Origin of the sequence: Halostagnicola sp. A-GB9-2 (genome assembly GCF_030068615.1) — an archaeon.
In the GTDB taxonomy this organism is placed as follows: domain Archaea; phylum Halobacteriota; class Halobacteria; order Halobacteriales; family Natrialbaceae; genus Halostagnicola.
Map to the genome: position 1 here is coordinate 214,257 of NZ_JASJOC010000006.1, position 26,543 is coordinate 240,799.

24 protein-coding genes are annotated in these 26,543 nt (G+C 60.7%); 12 read left to right on the forward strand and 12 right to left on the reverse strand.

The window, feature by feature from the left end:
- Positions 1-325: 325 nt before the first annotated feature.
- Positions 326-1,609, forward strand: coding sequence for a TIGR00341 family protein (locus tag QNM96_RS15820; protein WP_283837563.1), 1,284 nt, complete (start codon positions 326-328; stop codon positions 1,607-1,609).
- Positions 1,610-1,901: 292 nt separating this feature from the next.
- On the forward strand, positions 1,902-3,008 hold the full coding sequence (locus QNM96_RS15825) for a Gfo/Idh/MocA family oxidoreductase (RefSeq protein WP_283837564.1): 1,107 nt from the start codon (positions 1,902-1,904) through the stop codon (positions 3,006-3,008).
- A 107-nt stretch (positions 3,009-3,115) separates the two neighbouring features.
- On the opposite strand, the gene QNM96_RS15830 is transcribed toward QNM96_RS15825, so the two are convergent.
- From QNM96_RS15830 to QNM96_RS15860, 7 genes are all read right to left on the reverse strand, one after another.
- Positions 3,116-3,502, reverse strand: a complete 387-nt coding sequence (locus QNM96_RS15830) for a secondary thiamine-phosphate synthase enzyme YjbQ (RefSeq protein WP_283837565.1) — start codon at positions 3,500-3,502, stop codon at positions 3,116-3,118.
- Positions 3,503-3,539: 37 nt separating this feature from the next.
- Positions 3,540-4,550: a HEAT repeat domain-containing protein gene (locus QNM96_RS15835; protein ID WP_283837566.1), complete on the reverse strand. Its 1,011-nt coding sequence runs from the start codon at positions 4,548-4,550 to the stop codon at positions 3,540-3,542.
- A 76-nt stretch (positions 4,551-4,626) separates the two neighbouring features.
- The gene (locus QNM96_RS15840) at positions 4,627-6,705 is read right to left on the reverse strand and encodes a SpoVR family protein (RefSeq protein ID WP_283837567.1); all 2,079 of its coding nucleotides are present in this window, start codon (positions 6,703-6,705) and stop codon (positions 4,627-4,629) included.
- 24 nt (positions 6,706-6,729) lie between these two features.
- Positions 6,730-8,055 (reverse strand): YeaH/YhbH family protein, encoded by a 1,326-nt coding sequence (locus tag QNM96_RS15845; RefSeq protein ID WP_283837568.1) that lies wholly within the window; start codon positions 8,053-8,055, stop codon positions 6,730-6,732.
- Positions 8,046-8,198: a hypothetical protein gene (locus QNM96_RS15850; protein WP_283837569.1), complete on the reverse strand. Its 153-nt coding sequence runs from the start codon at positions 8,196-8,198 to the stop codon at positions 8,046-8,048. The genes QNM96_RS15845 and QNM96_RS15850 overlap by 10 nt, the downstream gene beginning before the upstream one ends.
- On the reverse strand, positions 8,189-10,471 hold the full coding sequence (locus QNM96_RS15855) for a kinase anchor protein (RefSeq protein ID WP_283837570.1): 2,283 nt from the start codon (positions 10,469-10,471) through the stop codon (positions 8,189-8,191). Before QNM96_RS15855 ends, QNM96_RS15850 begins: the two co-directional genes overlap by 10 nt.
- 18 nt (positions 10,472-10,489) lie before the next feature.
- Entirely contained in the window at positions 10,490-12,562 is a 2,073-nt protein-coding gene (locus QNM96_RS15860) for a serine protein kinase PrkA (RefSeq protein WP_283837571.1), read from the reverse strand.
- A 645-nt stretch (positions 12,563-13,207) separates the two neighbouring features.
- On the opposite strand from QNM96_RS15860, the gene QNM96_RS15865 reads away from it, so the two are divergent.
- Positions 13,208-13,612: a DUF5820 family protein gene (locus tag QNM96_RS15865; RefSeq protein ID WP_283837572.1), complete on the forward strand. Its 405-nt coding sequence runs from the start codon at positions 13,208-13,210 to the stop codon at positions 13,610-13,612.
- 129 nt (positions 13,613-13,741) lie between these two features.
- Positions 13,742-14,188: a UPF0179 family protein gene (locus QNM96_RS15870; protein ID WP_283837573.1), complete on the forward strand. Its 447-nt coding sequence runs from the start codon at positions 13,742-13,744 to the stop codon at positions 14,186-14,188.
- A gap of 29 nt (positions 14,189-14,217) precedes the next feature.
- On the opposite strand, the gene QNM96_RS15875 is transcribed toward QNM96_RS15870, so the two are convergent.
- Positions 14,218-14,997, reverse strand: coding sequence for an FkbM family methyltransferase (locus QNM96_RS15875; RefSeq protein WP_283837575.1), 780 nt, complete (start codon positions 14,995-14,997; stop codon positions 14,218-14,220).
- Positions 14,998-15,123: 126 nt separating this feature from the next.
- Between QNM96_RS15875 and QNM96_RS15880 the strand changes: the two genes are divergently transcribed.
- Positions 15,124-15,603, forward strand: coding sequence for a DUF5799 family protein (locus QNM96_RS15880; RefSeq protein ID WP_283837576.1), 480 nt, complete (start codon positions 15,124-15,126; stop codon positions 15,601-15,603).
- A 293-nt stretch (positions 15,604-15,896) separates the two neighbouring features.
- Here the strand turns inward: QNM96_RS15880 and QNM96_RS15885 are convergent, their stop codons facing one another.
- Entirely contained in the window at positions 15,897-16,040 is a 144-nt protein-coding gene (locus tag QNM96_RS15885; protein ID WP_283837577.1) for a hypothetical protein, read from the reverse strand.
- Positions 16,041-16,181: 141 nt separating this feature from the next.
- Between QNM96_RS15885 and QNM96_RS15890 the strand changes: the two genes are divergently transcribed.
- From QNM96_RS15890 to QNM96_RS15900, 3 genes are all read left to right on the forward strand, one after another.
- Complete coding sequence (locus tag QNM96_RS15890) at positions 16,182-16,472, forward strand: hypothetical protein (RefSeq protein ID WP_283837578.1); 291 nt, start codon at positions 16,182-16,184, stop codon at positions 16,470-16,472.
- A gap of 273 nt (positions 16,473-16,745) precedes the next feature.
- Positions 16,746-16,916 carry a 30S ribosomal protein S14 gene (locus QNM96_RS15895; protein WP_283837579.1) on the forward strand — a complete coding sequence of 57 codons (171 nt, stop codon included), beginning with the start codon at positions 16,746-16,748 and terminating at the stop codon, positions 16,914-16,916.
- Between the two features lie 61 nt (positions 16,917-16,977).
- The gene (locus tag QNM96_RS15900; RefSeq protein WP_283837580.1) at positions 16,978-17,328 is read left to right on the forward strand and encodes a hypothetical protein; all 351 of its coding nucleotides are present in this window, start codon (positions 16,978-16,980) and stop codon (positions 17,326-17,328) included.
- A gap of 26 nt (positions 17,329-17,354) precedes the next feature.
- Here QNM96_RS15900 and QNM96_RS15905 read toward each other — a convergent pair whose 3' ends face one another.
- Complete coding sequence (locus QNM96_RS15905) at positions 17,355-21,275, reverse strand: hypothetical protein (RefSeq protein WP_283837581.1); 3,921 nt, start codon at positions 21,273-21,275, stop codon at positions 17,355-17,357.
- Between the two features lie 586 nt (positions 21,276-21,861).
- Here QNM96_RS15905 and QNM96_RS15910 point away from each other — a divergent pair.
- The 3 genes from QNM96_RS15910 to QNM96_RS15920 all read left to right on the forward strand — a co-directional run bounded on the left by QNM96_RS15910 (position 21,862) and on the right by QNM96_RS15920 (position 24,017).
- On the forward strand, positions 21,862-22,437 hold the full coding sequence (locus tag QNM96_RS15910) for a biotin transporter BioY (protein WP_283837582.1): 576 nt from the start codon (positions 21,862-21,864) through the stop codon (positions 22,435-22,437).
- Positions 22,438-22,477: 40 nt separating this feature from the next.
- A complete protein-coding gene (locus tag QNM96_RS15915) occupies positions 22,478-23,179 on the forward strand; it encodes an ABC transporter ATP-binding protein (RefSeq protein ID WP_283837583.1) in 702 nt (233 codons plus the stop codon).
- Between the two features lie 133 nt (positions 23,180-23,312).
- Positions 23,313-24,017: an energy-coupling factor transporter transmembrane component T gene (locus QNM96_RS15920; RefSeq protein ID WP_283837584.1), complete on the forward strand. Its 705-nt coding sequence runs from the start codon at positions 23,313-23,315 to the stop codon at positions 24,015-24,017.
- A 60-nt stretch (positions 24,018-24,077) separates the two neighbouring features.
- Here the strand turns inward: QNM96_RS15920 and QNM96_RS15925 are convergent, their stop codons facing one another.
- On the reverse strand, positions 24,078-24,824 hold the full coding sequence (locus QNM96_RS15925) for a CatB-related O-acetyltransferase (protein ID WP_283837585.1): 747 nt from the start codon (positions 24,822-24,824) through the stop codon (positions 24,078-24,080).
- Positions 24,825-25,381: 557 nt separating this feature from the next.
- Between QNM96_RS15925 and QNM96_RS15930 the strand changes: the two genes are divergently transcribed.
- On the forward strand, positions 25,382-25,726 hold the full coding sequence (locus tag QNM96_RS15930) for a hypothetical protein (protein ID WP_283837586.1): 345 nt from the start codon (positions 25,382-25,384) through the stop codon (positions 25,724-25,726).
- An 84-nt stretch (positions 25,727-25,810) separates the two neighbouring features.
- Here QNM96_RS15930 and QNM96_RS15935 read toward each other — a convergent pair whose 3' ends face one another.
- Positions 25,811-26,497 carry a hypothetical protein gene (locus QNM96_RS15935; protein WP_283837587.1) on the reverse strand — a complete coding sequence of 229 codons (687 nt, stop codon included), beginning with the start codon at positions 26,495-26,497 and terminating at the stop codon, positions 25,811-25,813.
- Positions 26,498-26,543 lie beyond the last annotated feature (46 nt).

Genomic DNA, 26,543 nt, shown 5'->3' on the forward strand with positions numbered 1-26,543 from the left:
AGGGTGTCTTCCTCTCGTCGGAACGAATAGCGATCATTTGGCACGCAATTCGGGTCTCCGCAATCCTCGAGTGCAGAGTCGACGACGCCCGGTCGAGTCGCATTGCTCTTTGTTTCGTTTCACTGTGGGAGATACTGTGCGGGGGCGGTCTCGAAGCTTTTCGAGGTCGATTTGACTCAACGACTGTGTTCCCGACCGTGGTTCCTGTCTACCGCCGTTCACCAATAGGTGATGGAACCTCAGCCCTCGAGGCAGAATCACGGTTCAGGTGATAGTCACGTCTGTCGGCACTGACAGTTATCCCGGTATTTCGCATACGTACAGCATGCGTCTCCTGCAAATTTTCGTTCCCCACGGCGATCGAGACCTCGTTATCGAGACGCTCGAGGTGGAGGGGATCGATTACGCGATCACCGAAGAGGTCGGACCGGGCGATTTCGAAGCACTTGTGTCGATACCGATCACGCCAGCAGGAGTTGAACCGATACTCGAGAGGCTACACGAAGCCGGCCTCACAGAGGAGTCCTATTCTGTTGTCGTTGCGGCTGAAACGATTGTTTCTGCGCGGGAAGAAGAGTTGACCGATCAGTTCGGTGGCACGCGAATCTCTCGCGAAGAACTCCGATCGCGAGCGGTGGACCTCGCCCCGGACTCCTCGACGTACTTCGCGTTACTCGTGTTGAGTACGATAATCGCGACTGCAGGACTGTTGCTCGATTCGTCGGCCACCATCATCGGTGCGATGGTCGTCGCACCGCTGATGGGACCGGCGCTCGCCGCCAGCGTCGGGGTTATCGTCGACGACGACGATCTCGCTTCTCGAGGCGTCCGGTTGCAAGTGTTTGGACTCCTCGCGTCGGTTCTGACCGCGGCGATACTGGGCTATCTACTCCGTGGAACGGTTCTGTTGCCCCCTGCGTTCGATATAACGACCGTTCCAGCGGTTAAAGAGCGTATCACGCCGGGCTTTCTCGCCCTTTTTCTCGCACTTGGTTCCGGGGCGGCCGGCGTGATCAGTCTCGCCCGAAACGTCGGCTCGGTGCTCGTCGGCGTGGCAATCGCGGTTGCGCTGATCCCACCCGCGGCCACCGCCGGACTCGGGATCGCCTGGGGACATCCGGAGGTCGTCCTCACCGCGGGAACGTTAGTGCTGATCAACATGTTCTCGATTAACCTGACCGCCTTGTTGCTACTGTGGATCTCGGGATACCGCCCGGACCGTGCCGGAAACATCGAACGGGTCTACGGCCGACTCCGATCGCGTGTCCTGGTCATCCTGCTCGTCATCGCTTTACTTTCGGTCGTTCTCGTCGGGGTCACCTACGGAACTCACCAGACTGCAGCCGTCGAACACGACGTGACCGTCGAACTCGAGGCGATGAGCGAGGATCCCGCTTACGAGACTCTCGAGTTCGAAGAGGTGTCCGTCGAGTACGAACTGTACGACTTCTACACCGGCGAGCGTCCGGCGGTAACCGTTCTCGTTGAGCGGCCGCCCGGAACCGAGGAGTCGCCAGACTTCGCAGAAACTGTCCGAGAACGTCTCGAGACGGCAACCAGCGAGGAACTCGAAGTCGTCGTCGAACTCGTCGACACGCAACGGGCGTAGTCCGATACGGGGGCCTTCCGCTCTCCCGTTCTTTATTGCCGAGAGAGTGGAAATACACTGTTACCCAAAATAGTAATATGGTATTACTCATATCGAGTAGCCAATATGTGGGAAAAACATTAAATATTTACTGAATATCTGGATGGTTGTATAGATTATTAGGACACAATACTTATTTCGTTCGCACGCCCCCTACCTCTATGGACAGTTGGCATCGCATACAAACGACGCCGAAACAACTCGTTAGTATTCGCTCGTCGAGTTGTTCCGGGGAGAAATCGGGGGTTTCTAAATGAGTTCGATCGGCATCGGTATCGTCGGTCTCGGTGGAATGGGCCAATTACACGCACGAAACTTTCTCGACCAGGGTGCAGATATCCGTGCCGGTGCTGATCTGGTCGAAGCAAAGCGGGCTCAATTCGCCGAGGAATTCGACGCGGGCACGTACGAGTCCCACGAGGGACTCATCGAAGACGGTGCGGTCGACGCCGTCATCGTGACAACCCCGAATCGATTCCACGAATCTATCGCCACCGCAGCGCTCGAGGCCGGGCTCGACGTCCTCGTCGAGAAGCCACTTGCCCACACGCTCGAGAGCGCGGAACGAATCGCAGACGTCGAAGCCGAATCCGACGGGATCTGTATGGTCGGTTTTCACAACCGTCACGCGGCTTCGACCGCAATGTTCAACGAATACAACAACCGCGGCCGATTCGGCGACTTGACTCACGTCGAAGCGAACTACGTTCGTCGTCGCGGTGTTCCCGGTCCGGGGTCGTGGTTTACGGATCCGGGCCTCGCGGGCGGCGGGGCGTTGCTCGACATCGGCGTCCACGCCATCGACCTCGCGCTCTACACGCTCGGATTTCCCGAGGTCACCGAAGTGTCCGGCGTGACGAGAACGACGTTCGGCACGCGCGAGGAATACGCTGACCCGGACGGGTTCGGCGACAACTGGGAAAGCTCGGCCGAGCCGTACGAGGTCGACGATTCGGTCAGCGCGTTCATCCGGTGTGGAGACGGAACGACGGTGTCCCTCGAGGCGGCCTGGGCGACGAACCGGGAGCCCTCGACCGACTTCGTCGTGCGCGGAACGGAAGCCGGTGCCTCGTTCGATATCGGCGACAACGATCTCACGATTCTCGAGGCCGGAACGACCGGCTGTGACCACTACGCGGACATCGACCTGACCGGTGATCCGTCGATAACTGGCCATCAGGAACAGGATCGGCGATTCCTCGAGGCCGTCGCGACCGGGATCGAGCCCCAGACGAACACGATCGACGAAGCGTTGACCGTCCAGCGCGTGATCGATGCCATCTACCGCTCGAGCGAGACCGGTCGTTCCCAGCAGATCGCCGAAGCTCCCGAGCCGGAAGTTCAGGCGCAACTCGAGTAATACCAGTTAACTCCACTGAACCGTTCTAACTCGACTCTACCTGTTTTCGAGTGACTCCCTCGCCGTTGTCGATCCGACTTCTCAGCGTCACTGTTCTCGCTTGTCTGTCAGTCGACAGTCGTCACGGTCACCGTTCGCGTTCTCGGGCCGTCGAATTCGGCTAACAACACCGACTGCCACCGACCGGTCGAGAGCGAGCCGCTTTCTATCGGAATCGTCACGGACGGTCCGACGATCGACGCCCTGAGATGAGCATCCGCGTTTCCGTCGAGTTGATCGTGAGCGTGTCCCTCGTCGGGAACGAGGTCCGCGAAAAATGCCTCCAGGTCCCGCCGAAGTCGAGTTTCGTTCTCCTGTAAGAGAACGCCCGCTGTCGTGTGCCGGACGAAAACCGTACACAACCCCTGTTCGACGTCGTCCGGAACCGCATTTGCGACGCGATCTGTCAGATCGACGGTTGTCAATCGCCGATCGGTTTCGAGGGAAAACTGCATACTGGTTCTGTGTGGCCGACGGACAAGAACGAACGGGTCACAGCTGAGCGGACGCCCACGCGGCTCGTTCGCGGACGGCCGCGTTCGGATCTTCGGCCGCGAGTACTTCGAGTGTGTCTCGAGCGTCCTCGACCTCGCCGTAGCCGATCGCCGTGCAGGCGTTCGCGCGAACGTGGGCGTGATCGTCGGAAAGCAACTCGAGTAACCGCTGTTGGGCCTGTCCGGCGTCGTTGGTTTCCGCCGCGACGCGTCCGATCGTCACGGCCGCGTTCGCTCGCGTGTTCGGATCCTCGCTCTCGAGTGCTCCAGCGATCGTCGGACACGATGCTTCGACTGTCGACGGCGATGTTCGTGCGATATCGCCGAGACAGGCGATCGCGTTGTTTCGAAGCGCACGGTCGTCGTGATCAACCAGCGAAACGACATCGTCGACGAACTCGAGTTCGACGGTTGTCTCCGCTCTGACCACCCGTCCGAGCGTCGATAGTGCCGAAACACCGCCTTTTTGGGGCGTTCTCGCCAGCGTCTCCCGTAGTATGGGGATCGCCGGTGTGAGTTCCGTCGGATACTCCCTGGAGAGTTCCGCCAGTATCTCGACCCCCCACCGATCGACAGTCTCTCGACCCTCGAGGACGGCGAGGAGTTCGTCGACGTGATCAATGACGGTGTCCGGCCGTTCCTCTGCGATCGCGTGGAGACTTCGGAAGAGGTCTCGAGCCGCTGATTCGGGTTCGTTTGTGATCAGAAACGAGAGAATTCCAGAGGTGGACGGCGCCACGTCATCGGGGGATTCGTACGCGAGTTCCGCCAGACAGTACGCGATGGCGTCGCTCGATTCGGCTGAGTGCTCCGAGAGGAGTTTCCGAAGTTTCGGAACGGTCGGAAGACACGCTTCGGGGTGCGTATCGACGGCCGATCGAACCGTCTCGAGGGCCTGTTCCCGGCTCGAGGGATCGTCGCTATCGAGCTGTGCGAGGACGGTCGGAAGCTCGAAATCCAGGGCCGAGTCACTATAGCGTTCGACCGACGCTTCCCCATCGCTATCCATGCTACTGTTCCGATACGGGATAAGCGGTAAAAGTCTTCCGATGGTTTTTCCGCTAAGTGTCAGGAGAAAAAGACGGTCACGCGAGCCAATCGTCCGGCTTCGTGTCGTAATCAACGTCCTCGGCGGCGAGGTGTTCGACCTCTTCCCACGGCACGTCTTCAGTCGTGATGGATTCGCCGTCGTAGCGGATGCACTTTCCTCGCTCCTCCGGTTCGGGCTCTCGGTTCCTGCGTTTTGCTACCTCGATATCGTGTTCGTCGACTTCCTTGACTACCGTCAGCAAGTTCACCGGGCGGCCCCACAGTTCGAAGACCCGTTTGAGGGTCTCTTTGGCCTGTTTGAGATCGAGCATGACGCCGTTGTACTGGTGACCCAGCAGTAACTCGTTGGCGTTGTTGTAGTTGCCGTCGTAGACCGCGATCGTCGGTTTTCCGAAGTTGGTGAACTGCAGGAGCAGTTTTTTCTTGACGTCTTCGGCTTCGTCGCTCGAGACGTGGAACTGTCCCGTCGCCTGGGAGTGTTCGTACGTGAAGTAGTCGTTTTCCGTGATGAACTCCTGGGTCAGGAACTGATCGAGGAAGGTCACGTCGTTGTGGCTCTCGCGGATGTCGAACATCCGGTCCCAGCCGGCGGTGAACTCGACGTCGGCGAGCGCCTCCTCGACGCTTTCGTACCGGGCGTCATCGAACAGGTAACGGCCGATCCGTTCGAGGTCGTTCTGGCTGACCCGCGTCAGGAACCCGCGATGCTGGCGCTTGACCAGCGAGTAGTGTCGCCGGGCGAGTCCGTCGTAGGTGAGAACTTTCCACGGATACCGTTCGACATCCACGGGCCGATCGGCCCGTTCTGAACTGGCGGCGTCAGCCGCCCCGTCGATCTCCCCGTCACGAGCGGCTTCGAGCGCGTCGTCGTCGACGTACTCCGGCGGAACGTCCTCGAGGCCCTCGAGCGTCTCGGGTGTGATTCGCGCGAGCGCCTCCGGCGGCTCGAGCGTCTCGAGTACAGCATCGAAGTCCACGACGTCGGTGAGGTTACGCCACGAAACGCCCTCGACTCTGAGCAAGCGCTCGAGTACCTCCCGTCTGTTCGTCTTGTTCTCGATGTACTCCCACAGTTCCATCCCGAGGCTGTAGGGGTTGAGCCCGGGCGAGGCGAGCACTCGTGCCATGTGGTCGGCGTAGTTTACGAACTCGTTGTCGCCGGCGAATCCCTCGTCGCTCATCATTCTGGACTCGTGGTAGGCGGCCCACCCCTCGTTCATCACCTTGGTCATCTTCTGGGCGGCGAAGTAGTACGACTCCGCGCGCATCATGTCGAGGATGTCCCGCTGCCAGGGCTCCATCTCGACGGCTCGGCCCGACTCCTCGTCGAACTGTTTACCGTACTCGCGGACGAACGCGAGTACGTCCTTCTGTGGATGTTCGGGGAACTCGACCGAGACATCCTCGTTTTCGACCGTCTCAAGCCACTCCTCGTCGAACACTTCGCCCTTGACCTCCTCGGAGAGGCCGAGTTCGTCGAGCTTTTCGGCGAGGTCCTCGTCGATTTCGTCGGGCACGTCGCCCTCGATATCGAGCCGACGCGTGAAGATCTGGTGCTGGTCGATGTTGTCCTCTAAGGTGAGACAGTGATCAATCCACTTCTCGACTTCCGCTCGCTCGATGTCCGGATCGGACATGTAGTCGTCGATGGCCTGAGCGTGGCGCTCTAACATGGCCGCGGCGTTGACCGCGCCCTCGTCGGCCTGCCCGCCCGTAAAGAGCCCGAACCACTCGTTGTTCGCGAAGAAATCCGAGTGGGCCTCGACGTGGGTGATAACTGCCTTCTGGTCGGAGATCGTATTCGACTCCTGTAAGAACGCGTGGGCCGGATTGTCGTTGTTGACGATCTCGAAGGCCTTTCCGCCGCCGTACTGGCCTTGCTTTTGCTGTTTGTCGTACTGCATTCCCCACCGCCAGTGAGGGTACCGCGACTGGAACCCGCCGTAGGCGATGAGTTCGTTCATCTCGTCGTAATCGATGATCCAGTACTTGACCGGATACGGCTCGAGGCCGAGTTTTTCGGCCAGGTTTCGAGCCTCCTCGACCGGCTCCACTAATTCCTCGGCAATCGCCTGCTTTCGGAACCTGTCGGCGTTGGAATTTGTTTTACTCATTTGTCTGTGTCTCGCTGTTCGAAATTATTCGTCCGCCTCGCTCTCCGTCGAGAGGATCTCGTAGATCGCGTCGGTCACGTCGTCCTCGCCGTTGACGTACGCCACCGCGACGTCCTCTGCGTCTCGGCCGAAGTGTTTCTCGAGTTCCTCGGCGTGAGTGGCGTTGATCGCGTTGCCGCTCGGTTGCGTTTCGACGTACGCGTGGAGGTTCGCGGGGATTTTCTCCATTTTCGGAATAACCCGTTCGCTCGTGTCGTTCGAGGAGTTCTCGGAGTCACCCGCGGCGAAGACGTACCGGTTCCAGTCGGTCCAGGGGTACTCCTCTAACAGTTCGGCGGCGAGTTCGTACGCGCTCGAGATCTTCGTGCCGCCGCCGCTGCGGATGCCGAAGAACTCGTCGCGGTCGACTTCCCACGCCTCGGCGTCGTGGGCGATGTAGACGAACTCCGCGTTATCGTACTTGCCCTGGAGGTACCAATCGAGCGGCGTGAAGGTCCGCTCGACCAGTTCGCGTTTCTTCTCGCGCATCGAGCCCGACACGTCGCGGATGTTGACCACGACGACGTTCTTCTCTTTTTCCTCGATGATCTCGGGATAGCGGTACCGCTCGTCCTCCCGGCGGAAGGGGACGTGTTTGATCCCTTCTCGGCGAATCTTCTGCTGGACGGTCTCGCGTTCTACGTTGGCCTCAACCTCCTCGATCGAGGACCACTTCCCGCGCTCGTCGGCCACGTCGGCGTGGGCCTCTTCGACCCAGGCCATCGAGACCGGGAGGCTCTCGCCGCGAGCCCACTCGAAGACCTCGCGCGGCGAAATCCCCTCGACCTTGCACAGTTCCCGGAGGAACTCCTCGTCGAAGTCCATCGTCAGCTTGCGCTTGAGGCCCTCCTTGAACATACGCTCGAAGTCGAGCGTGCTGTCGGGACCCGATCGTGTGAGGTCCGTGAACGGTCCTTCTTTCTCCTCGATGACCTGCTTTCCTTTGGGCTCGAGATCTAGCCCGAGTTCCTCGTCGAGTTCCTGTGCGAACTCCTCGGGATCCATCTCGTAGTACTCGTGCTCGCCGCCTTCCTCGCCGGGTTCGTCGCCCTCGTCGCCGTCCTCGCCCGGTTGGGGCTGTGGCTGACCCACCGGCTGGCCCACGTCGGGCGTGTCGCCGTCTCCCTGTCCGACGCCGCCTTGATCGCGCTGATCGTAGGCAAACTCGGGTAAGGAGACGATCTTTACCGGAATGTTGATCGAGCCCGGCCGGCTCTGGCCGAGATCTCCATACTGGATGAAATCGGCGAGATCCTCGCGGCGGTTCTCGCCCACTTCGCGGAACCGCTCGAGGTCGTCTCTCAGTCCCATCTGTGCACCTCCGTTCGCTCGAGTCGGACGGATCGTTCGCCCAGCTCGAGCACCGTTTTCGGGTCCGGGGCGGACGACGTGCTGTTCGATACCGCCCCCCAATCCAGCTCTCGTTTCCCGTGATCGTTCGTATTCAGTTCCATCGGTAGCTCACCTGTCCCATAATGTGTCTGCTGGTCAGTTCGGCGGAGGCCTCGCTGTACTCGAAGAGATCGACCATCGTCTCGATCGTTCGGTCTTTGACGGCCTCCGTCTCGGTGCCGCTCGGCGGGTCGTCCCACTGGCGCGGGTCGAAGTCCTCGAAGGTCCGCTCGACGTCGTCCCAGTCGTGGCTCTCGAGGACCGTGTTGATGACCGGGATCGCCGTGAGATCGACGTTCTCGACGGCGAAGTCCTCGTCGCGGTGTTCCCAGGCGTGGCGATTGAGCGCGGTAATTACCTTCTCGCGGCGGAACTGGACGACGCTCTCTCGAGGCTGGTTACCCTGGTAGGCCTCCTCGGAGAAGCGCCCGAGATGTTCGACCTCGAAGAGTTTCATCTTCAGCGCGTCGGGTTCGACCTCCTCGCCGCGGTCGTTGTACAGCGGTTGATCCGTTTCCCAGGCGTAGACGTGTTCGACGTATTCGGCGACGGTCTCTTCGTCGACCCGCTTGTCGTGCATGATCGCCTCGATGACGTCCGACTCCTGCTGGTCGTAGATGTAGTTTTTGACCGGGACGATGCGGTTCTCGAACTCGGACCGTTCGCCGGTCGAAAAGACCGGGGCGTCTCCGAGCCCGTCGGCCATCGCGTTCAACACGTCTCGAGGCATGATCACGTCCTCGACAGGAAGCTCCGCGTGGTGACGATCCCGGTCTGTCTGGAGGAGTTCCGCGAGTCGGTCGCGGGTGTAGGTCACCGGTACGCCGTGTTCGCCATCGTGACCGTCGCCGTTGAACTCGAAATCGTCTTTCGTTCGCCGACTGTCGCCTTCCTGCAGATAGCCTTGATCGAAGAGCATCGCCTTCTCGACGAGGTCCAGCCCGGCGGGTAGGTTCTCCTCGTCGAGACGCGTGACGACGGCGTATAGCGCCGCGGCCTCGACCGCGTGGGGTGCGAACTCTCGCACCGTCGTCTCCCCCTCGCTATCTCTGACTGTCACCGACACCGGCTGACGGATCCGCCCTTCGAGTTCGTCGTACGTGTCCGCCTCCCAGATGGACGTCTCGTTCGTCAACTCTCGACGAATCAGTTCGGTCTCGAGGCTCAGGTTCGTCAGGTAGCCAAACTGGTGTTTGTCGAGCCGTCGCTTCAACGCCTTCAGCGGATCCATCCCGTTTCGATCCGAGTGTTGATTGAGCTGGGCCTCGAGGTCCGGGTTCGAGATGATGAGCATCTGCGTGTCGACGTCCATCCCGATCCCCTTGTCCAGTTTCACGGATTGCTCGTCGGGAACGTTCAGCAGTTTCTGAAGCAAGTCGGCGTGCTGGGCGGCGTCTTCGACGATGGTGAGGACGCCGTTGCCCTGCGAGATGACGCCGTCGTAACTGAACGCCTGCGGATTCTTTCGACCGCGCGAATCGAGTTCCTGTAACATGCCGTGCATCCAGGAGCCAACTAGGCGCTCCTTGGGCGGCCCGTCGTCCTCCGAATGGAGCACGCCGACCCCCTGGCCGACGTCGACGACGTAGTTTTTCACCCGGAGGTGATTCTCGTCGGTGATCGCCGAGAACAGCGACTCCTCGCCCTGGCGGCGATACCGCTCCTCGAGGAACTCGTAGGCCTCCCGCGAGAACGGATCGAGCTCCGAGTCGATGTGAATCGGGACGTGATCCTCGAGCTGTCCGTTCAGTTCCGCGAGTAGGTCCTCACGGATTTTTTCCGGGAACACCGTGAGCGGATGGGCTTGGACGGGGCTCTCGTACCAGTGCTCGTCGTCGCCAGCAGTCGGGTCGCCGCCGTAGCTCAGCCCCCTCGAGTCGGACGCGGTCGTCACGTTCCACTCGACGGTGTAGCGCCGTCCCTCGGGGGTCTTCGAGTACTCTCGAAGCCCGTTGACGAGACACCGTTTGAGCTCGGATTTCCCGGTCGCGGTCGGCCCCTCGAACCAGATGATCTTCTCGTCTTTCGCCCGACCCGCGGCGATCGATCGCAGGTCGTCGACGAAACTGTTGAGGACTTCGGTGTTTCCGAGGATGGCGTGTTCGCCGTCGTTGTGCGGATCGTCGAAGAATCGGTAGCGCTGTTTCTCCTCGCCCTCTTCGACGACGGTCCGCGTACCGGCGGCTTCGATCGCCTCGAGGAGGTACTTCGAGGCGTGGGAGGCGATCGTCGGATTCTCGAAGATCCGATCGACGTACGCCCCGAGGCTCATCGGCTCCTCGTAGGTCTCCTCTAAGGTCCGGTCGGCCTCGCGAACGTAGTCGTTCCCTCTCATGGTGGATCCTCGCTCATGTTAGTCCTCGATTTCAGCTTTCGCCACCTCCGCGCCGGCGAACTCGAGGACCTCCTTGGCGCCGCCTTCGGAGTAGCCCTGTTCGATCAGGGCGTCGATCCACGAGGATCGTTCGTCGTCGTCGACGTCGCTTGCGCTGACAAGCGCGGAGAAGTTGATGTTGTGTTTCTTGTCCTCCCAGAGCTTGCGCTCGAGTGCGCGGCGCAGGCGCTCGTTGTCCTGCGGATTGAACGCCTCGCCCTCACGTGCGCGCCTTGAAACCCAGTTAGAGACTTCCTGTCGGAAGTCGTTCTTGCGGTCCTCGGGCACGTCGAGTTTCTCCTCGACCGACCGCAGGAACGTTTCGTCGGGTTCCTGCTCGCGGCCAGTCAGCGAGTCCTCGATCGTGTCGTCGTCGATGTAGGCCATCACGTGATCCATGTACTTCTCGCCCTGGCGCTGGATCTCGTCGATATCGTAGGCCAGCGCGTGACGGACGTCTTCGATAGCTCGCTCGCGGTACTCCTCGCGTACGGTCTCTAAGTAGCGGTAGTACTTCTCGAAGTTATCCTCGGGAATCGAGCCGTGGTGCTCTAGGTTCTCCTCGAAGAAGTTAAACACCGTTAGCGGGGAAAGGAACCCTCGAGAGCGGTGTTTGGAGTCCATGATCGCCTCGGCGATCTCGTCGCCGATGAACCGGGGAGAGATGCCCACCATCCCTTCGCCGATCTCGGCTTTCGCCGCGGCCTCCTCGCGGAGCTTCTTTACGTCGATGTCGTCGCCCTCGTCGATCTCGCCGTTGTAGGCTTTGGCCTTGGAGAGCAGATCGACCGTTTCGGTATCGGGCTCTTCGATCCGCGTGAGGACGCCGAACAGCCCCGCCATCTCGAGCGTGTGGGGCTCGACGTTGATATCCGGAACGTCGGCGTTGGAAAGCATCTTGTTGTAGATCTGGGACTCCTGTTCGTAGGAGAGGACGTACGGGAAGTCGATCCGCTTCGTGCGGTCGTTGAACGCCTCCATCTTCTCGTCGCCTTTCTTGTCCTTGTACTCGGGCATGTTCGTCCGCCCGACGATCACCTGGTCGATGTCGATCCGCGGATTGTTCTTGGGCTTGATCGTCATCTCCTGAGTCGCGTGCAGGAAGTCATAGAGGAACTCTCGCTGAAGCTTCAGGAGCTCTTCCCCGCTGAAGATCCCCCTGTTCGCGTTACAGAACGCACCCGAGTAATCGAACGCGCGCGGGTCGCTCTCGCCGTAGACGGCGATCTTGGAGTAGTTAACGTCGCCCGTCAGTTCCGTCTCGTCCTGGTTTTTCTTGTCCTTGGGCTCGAACGTCTCGAGGCTCTGGCGCTTGTTCTCGTCGGCGATCAGCCGGACGATCTCGATGTGGTTCTCGAGGACGGCCTGCAGGTCGTCCTCGTAGTACGCCAGCAGCTTGTCCATGTAGAACTCGCTTTCGGGATCCAGACTCTGCTCGTTCTGGATCGTGTAGGGTGCATCGAGACGCTCGTTTAAGTCCTCGAGTACCGAGAGTCGCTGCTCGAGTGGGAGCAAGACCAGCGGATCCTGATTCATCGGCGATCTGACTTGGTCGTCCGTCGGATCCTGATCTTTGATGACGTCACAGAGGTTGGTCCACCGGAACGTGTACATCCGCCCCTCCTCCTGGAGGGTGTAGTCCTCGAAGTACTTTCGAACCTGTTTGTCGAAGTGGGACTTCCCCGAACCGACGGGGCCGAGCAGGAGTTTGATTCGACGCTCCGGGCCGAGCCGGCGAGCGCCCGATTTGACCTTGTTGACGAACTCGTGGATCGATTGGTGGATCACCTTCCCGTAGAAGGTGTTCTCGCCGTCGCCGAGCGGATCTTCACTGGCGAGTTGGTACTCCACGACCCCTTCCGTCTCGTCGTAGACCGTGCCGTAGTAATCGAACATGTCCGCGACCCGCTGGTGAGCGTTGCGGGTGATCTTCGGGTCCCTGTAGGCCGCCTCGAGATACCAGTCGAACGACTTGGTCTCGCGGAGGTCTTCGGGCATCGACTGCTTGTAATCGGTACTGAGCTTCTCGAGTGTCTCAATGTCACCAGTCATGGTATCAGTTGTTGGGGTGTCTCTCTGTTCGCCGGTCCGTGTCCGCGCACAGAATGATTGTGAACGAACGGTGGTTCGCCGGGTGGCTCGCGTATTGCTGGGCGGGACACGGTGACGTTCTCGTCACAGCCGCCGATTCTCGCCGAAGAACATCGAATCGAGAGACGATTGCGTTGCTCCTCGAGGTAGCAGGCCTCTGAGAGCGGGTGTCCGCGGGCGGCGTCGGGTGTGGTGTCATGGTTGTCATCACCGCGCGAGCGTGCAACGATCGACACCTCGTCGCGTTACGACAGCACCTGGAGGTTCTCACGGTACGACTGCACCTGAGAGCAGGCACGATCCGGCACACGGATACCGGAAGTATTTAATATGTAGTAATACAGCAACTTAAGCTTGGCCCCAAAGGGTATTTATGAGGACCCGATTCGAGGCCAGTATTGACAGAATCTCTGATTGTCAACGGACATCACACCGATTATTGGAGGATCGAGCGTATAAACAAACGGCCTGCATGGACACGGAGCACTCGCACGCGATCTCGTCGCGACTCGAGAACGAGCGATCCGGGCGGTTTTCGAGGGGCCCGCGACTGTCGTCCTGGCCGACGACGACGATACTTTACGTTCGCTACCCCTACCGATCGCTATGGCAGATCTGGCGGGCCTTCCCGATAGCTGGACCGTCTGGAACGAGGGCGAAGACGGTCGTGTCGTCCTCGCGTACCGACCCGACGTCTTCAACGGCGACGCGTTTCCCGCTCCGTGTTTGCCCACGCTCTATCTTACGCACGGACGCCGCACTCGTCGACCCGGAGCCAACCCGGGGACCGTCGACGACGATTGGCACGTTACGCTCTATCTCGAGCCCGAGGTTTACCTCCGCGAGACCAATCGATTCCCCTCGCGCCCCGAGGCGCTCGAGAGACTCGTCGAACTCGCTCAAGCGTTCGCCGACGGCGAGATCGATTACCGCGACATCTATCAGGTCCCTCGCGAGGAGTACTTCGACCGACTCGACGAACTCACCGGCGGAACCAGCGTGAAAGACTGACGGGCGTGAGTGGCTGAGAAACGCGTATAGTGACGAAACGCGTAGAACTGCAGAGAGTGAAACGCACACCGCTTACCCGCTTCGATCCGGGACGTGAGGCTTAACCGCGAGTGGCGACTACATTCCGATATGTCGACCGTCACCCTCCTCGGAACCCGGCTAGCCGAACCGGGGACCGAATTCGTCTATCAGGGCGAAGCCGACGCCTGTGCTGGCTGTCCGTACCGAAGTCAGTGTCTCAACCTCTCCACGGACACCAAATACCGCGTCACGTCAATCCGCGAAAACGCCCAGACCCTCGAGTGCGCCATGCACGACGAGGGTGTTCGAGCCGTCGAAGTCGAGCCGGTCTCGGTGAAAGCAAACGTCAGGAAGAAAGGCGCGTACGCGGGAAGTAAGAACAGTCTTCCGGGCTCCTGTCCGTACGTCGAGTGCCCGAGCCACCAGTACTGCGAACCCGACGGGGTCGACCTCGACGAGGAGTACCGCATCAAAGAGATCGTCGGCGATCCGCCACACGACGTCTGTCACCTGAACCGATCGTTGCAGTTGGTCGAACTCGAAGTCGACGAATAGCGCGCCCGCCGGTCGGAACGAACGATTCCTTAGGAAGATCGAGATTTGCGGTGGGGTGGTTCACACACCCAGTACGTCTCTCGCTCGTCGATCGTGTATCCGTGATCGGCGAGGATCTCTCGACACTCTGCGGGCGCGTTCCCCTCGATCCCCTCCTCGTGGCACTCGAGAAAGACGAGCGGGTGCTGGGTCTCGAGGGTGCTCCGGCCCCCCTTCAACACCGCGGGTGCGGTTCCCTCCACGTCGATTTTGAGAACATCGGGAGCAGGTCCCGCCTCGACCATCGCGTCGAGGCGCTCGACCGGAACCTGCAGGACTTCCGCGACCGACGCCTCCCAGCGCTCGGCGCTCTCGCGGTCGAACCCGGAGAGTTCCGTGTACGTGGAGACGTAGAACGGCTCCGACCCCCTCTCTTCGCCGAGTCCGACGGGACTGAATTCGAGGCGGTCTTCAAGTCCGTTTAGCTCTGCGTTCGAGAGGAGGTGTTCCGCGGCCGAGGGTGCGGGTTCGAACGCGACGACGTGTCGGTTCGGTTCCGCCGCCAAAAGCGCGAGCGAGTAGGTTCCGACGTTCGCGCCGATATCGTAGATGACGTCGTCCGGACCGCACCGGCTGTCGAGTTCGGCGAGCATCTCGTCGTTGCCGTGGCGGTTGTAGAGTTCGTAGCTCCGGATCGTCCCGGCCGCCGTCCGTTTTTGCGGCGCGATCGCCTCTCGAGCGTAGTTCGCTCTGACGAGCCGATAGTAACCGCCGAGAACCAGTCGTCGAAGTTGCTGGTAACCGCGGCGGCGGATTGACCCTTCGGACATACTCGCCTTCTCGGGCTCTTCGCTGTTGGGTGTTTTGTTGCTCGCTCGGGAGCCGACCCCGATTTCGGCCAGTTCGCGAGAGTCAACAGGGAAACCCTGATACCATCACCCACCCAACCGATTCCCATGAGCGACAACGCCTGGACCGACCGGATCGTCAGCGAGCGGATGACCGTCGACCAGGAGTTCTCCCCGCGAGTGGAGAGCTCCCGGTTCTCGAGTCAGGAGTGGAGCCTGATCATGACCGCGACGGAGTTCGAAATCGAACAGCCCGAAACCCCCGAGGAGGCTCGAATCGTCGCGAACACCGAAAACGTCGATAGTATCCTTCCGGAACTCGAGAACGTCCGATCGCAGATGGGGGCGATGGGCGCTGGCGGCGGCGCTGGTGGCGGCTCGGGATCCGGCGGCGGCGTGGTCGATTCGATCAAGAGCGCGCTCGGAATGGGCGGGGGGTCCTCGGGCGGGTCCCACGATGCCGAACGCGAAGCCGCGGAGACGCTCACCCAGGAGTACGCCGAGGAGTTACAGGCGCAACTCGAGTCGAACCACCGCTGGGAGTCCGTTTGCGAGGCCGCGGTCGACGCCGGAGCGGAGACCGAGTAGTCGAGGTTGTCCCTCCCGGGCGAATCAGAAGGAGCGCCAATCGCCGAATCACGCGTAGCTATAGTCACTGATGATGAAGGATTCTCCGAGACGAACCGTCGGGAAACGCGTCAAGAATCGGGTGTTGCTGCTGGCTGTCCTTACCTAATCCTCGCTCTCGTTGGTGTGAACGACCCCTGCCTACTCGCTCACGTTGACGCCCTCGCTCCTTGAGGAAGGGATCTTGCCCGCCTGCATTTCAGATAAAATCGCCAAACTTCGCAGTAGTTGCCCGACGAGACGGCTCTGTTTCGCTAACCACCCGAGTGAAACATCGTCAACTCGCTCGCTTCGTAGATGTTCATGAGTTCGGTAATCAGTTCGTCGTACGATTCGTCCTCGACTCGCAGTTGATCCAGGCGCTCTACCGTCTCTTCGTCGAGTTCGACTGATGGCATACTCAAGGCTACGTCATCGACAGCTAAAAACACCGAGCCGACACTGAAAGGGGTTGAACCGTCCGGGATTCTAGCCCGTATCCGCCGGGCTGGGAGTCACAAGCCACAGCACATTTAGGTAGCCTCCGCCAGCATAGAAGTATGACAGACGAAGTAGAGACGATAACCTTCTCGATAGAAGCTGACGACGGCGACACGGAGACCGTAACCGTTCCGGCGGGACTCGTCGACATGGTCGCCGAAGGCGGACAGACCCCCACGGAAACGCTCGGCGACGTCGCACTGCTTTCGTTCGCGAGCCGAGCCCACCACGTCGTCCACCACGGCGAGGGCACTGACGAGGAACTCGAGGCCCAGGAAGCTCGCGTGATGGACCTGTTCGAGGAGCGCTTCGGCGTCACCTTCGGCGAAGCGACCGGTCACCAGCACTGAGTTCCGACGGACGACTCGTTCGCTGATCCGTTTCTTCGAGGTCGCACTTCGAGAGTGGAATCGTTCTCTCGGTTCAGCACTCGAGTCACTGTTTCATCTCGAGAACGTCGGTTCAGTTCGACTCGATGACAATCGCTCGGCGGCTGGCTAACTTAATAATATCTCGGGTGTCTTTAGCAAAATACTTGGCACTGAAGCGATTTGACGTAGATTGATGCTCCATCGCTTCGATCCGAGCGACAGATACCGAGGCTCAACGAGTGCTCACAGCCGATGACCGAACAGATCGAAACCGAACGAACTGACGATGCACAGACCGGACAAACGCAAGTTTGTCGAGCAACCGGTCGAGAGGATGGATTGGTCGGCAAGTACGATATCTGGCTGTGTCGCCAGTCCTTCCGAGAGATGGCTCGAGACATCGGCTTTCGAAAGTACGACTGATCCGTGCGGCCGACGAACCCGTTTCCACAATAGTTAGGTGATCTTGCCGGAATTGTGACGTATGGGTGCGTTCGTCGGTCTCGCTCGAGAGCGCTTTAGCCTCCGCTCTGCCGCGGAACTCGCCGTGATTCTCGGCATTGTCGCGCTCATTTTCGACATCTCGATCGGAAGCTACCTCTCGATTCTCGGCGTGATCGCGGCGATCCGTCTGGGTTACGTCTTCGCCGACTCGCGCGGATTCAACCGCGACATCGTCTCGCTCGGATACATGCTACTCGGGACGGTCGTCATGGCCGTCATCATCGCCTTCGAGTCCGCGGGAATCGCGTATTACGCTCTGCTCTGTATTGGGGGCGTCAGTTCGGTCCTTCTCGCTCGAGCCGTCTTCGGTGGCGCCGGAGCAGACTCCTAATCGTCGGTGTCGCGCTATCCGCGATCTTACCGGACCGTTGAAAGTATCGGATTCTCCTCGGGTGGTTCGCCTTCGGTACCGTCGTCCCCATCGGCACCGTCGTCGCCGTCAACTTCGACGCCGTCGCCGTTCTCCGGTGACGCTCCGGGTTCCTCAGGTTCGGCTTCATCCTCCGCCGGTGGTTCCTCTGGAGACTCGGCATCCGACGGACCGTCCGCTTCGTCGGGTTCGTCGTCGAACTCGTCCTCGACGACCCCGTCGTCCTCGGGCACCGGATCCTCCTCGTCCGCGGCTTCCTCGATCGTCACCGTCGCCGTATCGCTGTCGTCCTCGCTCGAGACGGTCGCGTCGTACTCGCTAGGCTCGAGATCAGACGTATCGACGGCGAACGCGACGATCTCACTGTCGCCCTCCCCGAGCGTCAGTTCGATCGAATCAGAGACGCCATCGATTTCGAGATCTATCGACTGCGCCCCCGTTTCCCCACCGACGTTTGCGATTTCGACCTCGAGAGTTAGCTCGTCGCCCTGCTCGACCGGTTCGATCGGCTCGAGGATGTCGACTGAGAACTCGGCGGGTTCGTCCGGATCGATCTCGCCCGCAGGCTCGGTCTCGACGACAACGGGCTCGTCGTAGTCGTAGAATCCCATATCGACCACCCAGGCGAGTTGTTCGTCGTCGTTTTCGGGCGTCCAGTCGACGGTGAACGAGTTCGAACCGGGCGCGAGTTCGTTCGGCGGTTCGTCCTCGGTCGTCCCCTCGAGTTCGCTCTCGACGATCAGGTCGGCGCCGTTGGGATTGTCGTAGCCGAAGGTGACGTCGATCCCGTCGTCGGTCGGCGTCGTCTCCTCGACGTCGAGTTCGGGAAGCTCTGGCCGGACTTCTTCGACGCACTCGCCGGCTTCCGGATTCGAGTAGTCGATGCTCCCGGGAATCGCGTCGGGCGAACTGAAGCCGACAATCGTCGCACCGAAGTTCCCGCTCGGAACTTCGACGAGCGCCCCCTCCTCGGTCTCGGTGACGGCGAACTCCTCGCCGACTTCGAAGACGATCGTTCCTTCGAGCGGTGCCTCGATGTCTTCACCGACCGTGACGGAGTACTCGCCCAGCGTGTTTCCGATACCGCCGCTCTCGTAGAACGTCGTCGCGACGATAATCCGGTCGCCGTCCTCGAACGAGCCGGTCATCTCGGCTTGATAGCAGGTCGGGAACTCCGCCTCGAACTCGTCGGGAACGTCGTCGGGTTCGACCGTGTACTCGATGGTTTCGGTCTCGAGCACGTCGCCGTCGAATTCGGCGGTCTCGTCGTCCGGCTCCGCACCGTTCGCCTCACCATCGTCCGTCTGCGCATCGTCCGCTTCCGCCCCGTTTTCAACCCCATCGACTTCCGCCGCCGAAACGACGTTGACGTCGAGGGTGGCGTTCTCCTCGAGGGGTGGCTCGAGCACGAGCGTCTCGTCGGTGGCCGTTTCGTTCGCCTCGTACGGTCCGCTTGCGGCTAGCTCGGCCCCTTCCTCGTCGGTTACGGTCAGCCCGTACTCGACGGTCGCGCTCGCCTGGTCGACCGCGAGGGTCGAGCCGTTCCCCGTCTGATCGACGACCGAGAGCGTCGCTTCGGGCTCGGCAGGCGGGTCGGGCTCCTCGTCTTCGAGCGCGTACTCGATCGACTCACTCGCGAGTTCGGTTTCGTTCTCGGCGTCGAGAACCGAGACATCGACGGTCGTGTTCTCCTCAATCGGCGGCTCGAGGGAAATCGTCTCGTTCGTCACCGGTTCGTTCGCTTCGAACGGGCCGATTTCTGCCGTCTCGCCGTCGTACTCGGCGGCGATCGCGTACTCGACGGACGCGTTCGCTTCGTCGACCGTGAGTGTCTCGCCGTCGCCCTCCTGATCGGTCACCGAGAGCGTCGCCTCGGGCTCAGCGGGTGGGTCCGGCTCGTCCTCTACGGTGACGAACGCGCTGTCGAGCACCGGTGTGCCACCCTGGGTGACGTAGGGCTCGTCGTCCTCGCCGCCGCTGTCGACGTACTGGAAGGTTTGGTCGTCGGTCGTATCGTGGTGGACGGCCGCAACGATGGGGCCGCTCTCCTCGAGCGGTTCGTCGAGGTCGATCTGGATGTCCTCGTAGTTGCCCGACTCGAGGTACTCGGAGTGGCCGATGACGCCCGCCGGATCGACGCCGACATCGACTCCGTCGTAGACCGCGACGAAGCCGCCCTCCGAGAGCGAGACGCTGTCGACGGTGACGTTCTCACCGGCACTTTCCTGATCGGCGAGGCTAATCGACGCCTCGCCCTCGAGTTCGTCGATCTCCTCGACGATCTGGACGACCTCCACCTCGACGTACTGGACGATCTGGGCTTCGTCGTCGATTCCCTCCGCGACTGCGTACGCAACCGCGTCACCGGCCGCCGCTTGGGTCAGGGACTGCACCTGCGAGACGCTGATCTGCTGGTACTGGATCACGCTCGCGGCCTCCTGGCAGGCGCTCGAGGCGGCGGTCTGGATCTGCTCGATGGACGCTTCCTGATGTTGGGAGAGCGCGCCGCTCGAGGCGCCTTCGGCCAGCGCCTGTACTTGCGTCACCTCGACGGCTTGCTGCTGGAGGACCGCGCCCTCTCCGGCGCCGAACGCCGCCGCTTGGATCTGTTCGACCTGGACGATCTGTTGCTGGATTGCCGTCTCGACGGCACCCTTCGCCGCGCCCGTCGCCGCAGCCTGAATCTGCGTGACCGAAATCTCCTGTTGCTGGACGAGCACGCCCTGTCCCGCGCCGTCCGCGGCGGACTGGATCTGTTCGATTGAGGCCTCCTGGCTCTGGGCGATCGCACCCTTTGCCGAGCCGAAGGAGGCTTCCTGTACCTGCGTGATCGAAATCCGCTGTACCTGCTCGACGCTGACCGTCTGGAGCTGTTTCAGCGGACCCATGCCCGCACCGTGGGCCGCGGCCTGCGTCTGCTCGACGCTCACTGCTTGCTGTTGGACGAGCGCCCCTTTCGCGGCCCCCGTGGCGGCTTTCTGGATCTGTTTGACCGTTACCTCCTGTTGCTGTTCGACCTCAAGTCGCTGATCCTGTTCGAGCGCCTCGGCGGTGCTCCCCTCTATCGCGCCGCTCGCCGCACCCGCCGCCGCGTACTGGACGTGCTCGAGGGTGACCTGCTGGCGCTGTTCGGCCGTGATCTTCTGGTACTGCTCGAGAACGCCGTAGGCCGATCCCTGTGCGGCCTCCTGGATCTTCGGCGCTCGATCGACGCCTTTCTCGCCGGCTTCCGCGGCCGCCCCGGCGGCCGCGCCGACGGTTGCGACCTGTATCTGTTCGACCGTCACCCGCTGGTGCTGTGCCATCGCGCCGTGGGTCGCCCCCCAGGTCGCACTCTGCATTTGACTCGCGTTGACCGTCTGGTACTGCGCTAACGCGCCGCTGGTCGCTCCGCCTACGGCGGCCTGGACCTGCTCAGCCTCGACAGCCTGCGATTGCATCAGCGAGCCGTGGACCGCACCTTTGGTCGCCTCCTGGATCTGTTCGGCTTGTGCCTCCTGATACTGGGCCGCGGACTGGCTCGCTCCCTCGAGGGCCGCCGTCTGCTGTTCCTGCGTGATCTCGACGCCCTGGGCCTGTGCGAGTTCGATACCCTCTTCGACGCCCGCTTCGACGGCATTTTCGTCCTCTTGTGCGAGCGCTCCCGCATCGACCGCCGCGGTTTCCGGTTCGACGGCGGCCATCGAGACGCCCTCGAGGTCAGCCGCCCCCGTCACGACGGATTCGCTTTCGTCGAGTTGCCCGACCTCGGCGTCGTCGATGGTGCCGCCCATTTCGACGCCGTCATCCGCTTCGTCATCGGGAGTCTGCTCGAACAAACCCCCGCCCCCGAGAAACGGCAAGGCGACGACACTGACAACCATCGAGACAGCGACGAGTGCTGTGAGAAGAAGCGTCGCTCGCTTCATCGTATCCCTCGAATCCCGAAATCCGTCGCGTCCCGACTAGCCGCCCCCGTTCGGTCGATTTCTGCTGATCCGTGACTTTTTGCCGGTCCGCATTTCGCCGATCCAAAGTTCCGATGACCTCCCGCCGGTCCGCGATCTGCGTTCCCCCGCGCTTGAGCCGTCGTGCTATCGGTCCCCATACGACCCGAAGCGGGACTAATCGACGCTTAAGCACCCCGTTCGTTCCAGTTAGGAGGGCGATACAATGTCATGTTGGAAACCGACGTTATTTTTTGAAAACTCTGTATACGGCCGGTTGAGTCCATTTTCTCGCCGTTTGGAGAATCTTCGAGGGGCCTTCGAACGGTGGACGAATCTGACAGGTAGTGATTGGTTGGAGTCGTTCATGTGAATCGGGCTCCGCTGGTGCTCGAGTTGATCGCCCCCGTCCGATTAATCTTAGATAGTTGATGTGTGGGCTTGTTTGTGATGTGTTCGATACCGATGAGCCGATGAGGCATTCGATCGACTCGATCGGACCCGTGACGCAGCCACTCGAGACGCGGTAAACCGAAGTTTTCATCACGGTTTACAGAAGAGGGTGGGTATGGAAACCGAACAGGGGTCGGTCGACCTCGTCGAGGGGGACGTGGTCCGGTCGTTTGCTCGAGCGGCGTTACTCGCGGCGCTCATGGGGGCGACCGCTTTCATCGCGATACCGATTTCGGGGGTCCCGGGAACGCTCCAGATGCTCGTCGTCTTCCTCGCTGGGCTGTATCTGGGTCCAGGGTGGGGAGCGTTCGCGATAATTCTCTACCTTCTTGCGGGCGGACTCGGTGCGCCGGTCTTCTCCGGGTTTTCCGCGGGCCCTGGCGTTCTACTCGGGCCGCACGGTGGATTTCTCCTGACGTTTCCCGTCGGTGCCCTACTCGTCGGGTCGATCGTTCATCGCGGACGCGAACTCCGGGATCCGGCCGCCGTTGCCCTTCCGATCGTGATACTCGGTCTCGTTGCCGCGACCATCGTCGTTTATCTGGCCGGTTTCACCTGGTACGCGTGGGTGACGGAAACCTCACTACCAGAAGCGTTCACTATCGTCGCACTCCCGTTGATACCGGGTGATCTGCTCAAGATGGCCGCCGCAATCGCCATCGTTCGCTCCGGCGTTATCGACACGGTGTGACCGAGACCACGCAACGAATTCGCCCGTACAAACTGTATCCATGATCGAACTCCGATCCGTCACGTACGGCTTCGACGATCACGCCGTCCTCGAGGAGTGCACTCTCGAGATCGAAGACGGCGAGTTCGTCCTCCTCGCGGGAGCGAATGGGAGCGGAAAGACGACCTTGCTCCGGCACTGCAACGGGTTGCTAACGCCTGACGACGGCGAAGTGCTCGTCGACGGCGTTTCGGTCGCCGAAAACCCCGTCGCCGCCCGAACCGCCGTCGGGATGGTGTTCCAACACCCGCGAGATCAGTTTGTCTCGTCGACCGTCGGCAATGATATCGCGTTCGGCCCCGAAAACCTCGGTCTCGAGCGAGAGGAGATCAACCGCCGCGTCGAGACCGCACTCGAAGCGGTACATCTCGAGGGTCGGGGGGATGACCGCATCGATACGCTTTCGGGCGGCGAGCAATCACGGGTCGCCATCGCCGGCGCGCTGGCGATGGAACCGACGCATCTCCTGCTGGACGAACCGTTTACCGGTCTCGACGCACCGTCGCGTGACTCCGTTCTCGACCGGCTCGAGTCACTCTCGTTGGCTGGAACGGGGATCGTCCTCGCGACGCACGACCTCCGAGATGTCGCCACTCTCGCGGACCGAATCATCGTGATGCAAGACGGGCACATTCTCGTCGACGAACCGCCAGCAGTGGCCCTCGAGTTGCTGGCCGACCTCGAGATTCGAGTGCCGGCATGATCGGTGGCACGAATCGCTGCCTGACGACCGGCCCGCGTACTCACTCGAGTACTGAACGCAGTATTTTCCTGGATACCGAGGGAATGGTGGAGACTCGACTTTCACTCAGCAATTCTCGAGGTGATTGGGGCGGATGCTGACCTACGAACCCGACGACACGTTCGCCCATCGGCTCGACCCGCGCTCGAAGCTCGCCGTCCAGATCGGGTTCGCCGTCACGGCGCTGGCTCACACCACGCCGCGGGCGCTGGTCGTCTTCACCGCCTTCACGATTCTCGGGCTCGCGGCCGCGGGCGTCCCGCTTTGGCGAGCGTTGTACGGCTATCGGTTCGCGTTGCCGATACTGGCGGCTGCGCCGGTCATTTCGATGCTGACCATCGGCACACCCTGGCTCGTCCCGGCCGACGGCGTCGATCCCGCGCTGGCGAGTTACCGGGTGCTGTTGATCCTCCTGTTCAGTGCGGCATACGTCAGGTCGACGCCCGCACGCGACTCTCGAGCGGCTATTCAACGAACGGTTCCCGGAAAACCCGGCCAACTGCTCGGCATGGGTGTCGGGTTGGTGTTCCGGTTCGTTCCGCTTCTTTTGGCGGATCTCCGTCGCATTCGTCAGGCGATGACCGCCCGTCTTGGCTCCGAACGAAGCGTACTCGACCGTGTCAATCGGATCGGCGTTCTCGGACTCTCGAGGGCGTTCACTCGAGCTGACCGGCTATCGGTCGCATTGCAGGCACGATGTTTCTCGTGGAATCCGACGCTTCCCGCGCTTTCGTTCTCGAAACTCGATTGGGCCGTGTGCGCGTTCGGAGCCGTCCTCGGACTTACGGCGGTGCTTTGACCGTTCGCTCTCGGGAGCGCTCGAGGATTCGATACCCAAAGACGACGCCGCGATGAGAGATCAACGGATCGAAAGCCGACCCGTTTCGGCCGTCCCGTCCTCCGTCTCAGAATCCGGAGCGAAAACGGGAATATCTGAACCGTCCTGTAACTCCCGTTCGAAAAACTCCCGATTGTCTCGAATCGTCGCTTCGTCCCAGGTCCACCACTCGATCTCGAGGAGCTTCTCCCGAACCTCCTCGGGGAATCGCCACTTGATGTGCTCTGCGGGAACGCCGCCGACGATCGAGTATGGTTTTACGTCGTTGGTGACGACCGAGCCGGCACCGATGACTGCGCCGTTACCGACGGTCACCCCTGACAGCACCGTCGAACCGATACCGATCCAGACGTCGTTGCCGATCGTTATCGGGCCGTTCGATGCGGGCGGTAGCTCGCTGTCGAGCACTTCGTCGTACAACCGAATCTGCATCGACGGCTTCGTCATTTCGTGGTTGATCTGCTGGAAGGTACTCCGCTTTGCGATCGCGCAGTACTTCCCGAACTCGACGTTCCCGATCACGTCACAGTTCGGCTCGAAATTCGTCTGTTTGTCAACGGTGATATCCCCATTGAGTATACACCCACGGCTCACTCTCGTCATCGGTCCGAGGCCGATCTCCCCCCGGAACAGACAGCCGCTAGAGACCCGAGCCGACTGTGCAATCTCGAGTTCGAGCCCCTCCGCGTATCGGTTGATCAAGCCGTGTGTGACGGTCGGATATCCGAGGGTGGAGAGAACCCGATCGAGAGTGGTAGTGAGGTTCACATGTAATAATCGTCCCAACGCCGTTTCTGATATAGTTCACTAAACGTACGTGAATAGTCTCTCTCGATATAATAAATACCGAGATGGTACGTTCTCTAGGCGATGAATTATCCCGTTGAGTGGGGTTGTGGATTTCGAACAGACGGCTGTCTCATCCCGGTCGACAGTCAAGCAACAGAGCGCACGCGAACGAAGATGCTATCAACCGCCTACAGATTTGTTTCGGGGCTAGCCGATGGGGTTGAGGGAAGTTCCGCGAGACAGTCCCGACAGTAGGTGAAAACGAAGTCGTTTGCGGTGCCACAGTGCGGACAACTAGCCGGTTGTTCGGGGTCTCGCATCGTGCCGGTTGGTTCTGCGGTCATACTTCGCCGTGTGTGGCTCAAACGTATAGCGACTACCCGTACGTATGCAAGCTTTCGTAGCCCTCCAATAAATCTCGGTCGAGCCGTCCCGGCTCCGTCGCACACGAGCCTCCGAAACCGAAACGGATCTCCGATCTTCGCCTCGGATTCTGCCTGCCGTTGCCTTTTGCTCGCCGGTACCCTTCCTCGAGTATGAGCGCGAACCACGAACGGGAACTCGAGGAATCGCTGATCGAGGCGATCGACGACGTTCGGTACAACAGCGACGACCTCGACGTCGACGAGGTGAGTGAGTACATACTCGGTGAGGACCAAATAAACCGCTACCTGATCGGCCTGCAGGACGACTGTACGCGGGCGTCGTTTTACTGTACGGCGACCAGATCCATCGCCTACAAACCGGTAACTGGCGAGTCGCCGTCGAAACTCGTCGACACGGTAACTGGGGTGTCTAACCGACAACAGCTCCGGGATTGGATCGTCGATCAGGAGTGGTCGTGGATCCACCCACGATTTCGGTGGCTACTCACCGATTGAACGCGGACGAGGTTGCCGAATTTCTCTCTCCAGGTATTATACCACGCTCGTGGATGAAGAATCGCCGCGGTTTTCGTGGCAGTTTCAGCGCCGAAACCGAACCGGCGATAAGATTGATATGTTCGTACTTGCAATAGCAAGTTGCGAAGGAGGAGGATGGGGGGAATCTGTTGTTGCCAACAGTCCGATCATCGCCAACACACCATTCCTTCCCCAACGCATACCCAACACTAGGGTACCCAACGTCAGGCCGTAACAGGCCTTTTGCAGCCGGGAATCAGGGAACGCCACACTCACCAGACCCGTAGTGTGACCAATTGGCTGCTGGTTCGTTGGTCGATGATCTTCGCACGATACTATCTTCGTTTCTCCGAAACTGGCTGTCCGATAACATGTTCCCCGGAACTGACTGGTCAGAAGCATGGTGGTTGAAATCGCCAGCAATAGACGTATCCGCTCGAGTAATGTGACCACAGTATGGCGACGAAACCACCACTCGAATGTCCGCTCTGTCACGATCCAATCAGACACGGTCAAAAACTCGAGCACCACCTCGTTCACAATCACCAAAAACGCCAGCTCGCGAAGTTCGTCGCCACGGAAACGGTTGCCATGGAAAGCAACGAAATCTCGGAGTAACAGCGACTGAACGGTCTCTCCCCGGACATAATTGCTGAGACGATTGTTGCAATTGACACCATTGATCAGTGATAAGAGCCGCCTGTCCGCCGTCAAACCACAATATTCTACGACGTTATCGATACTGCCCATTAGTTTGTGAACCATGTTCACAACCTTATTACGATATAGCGCCGAT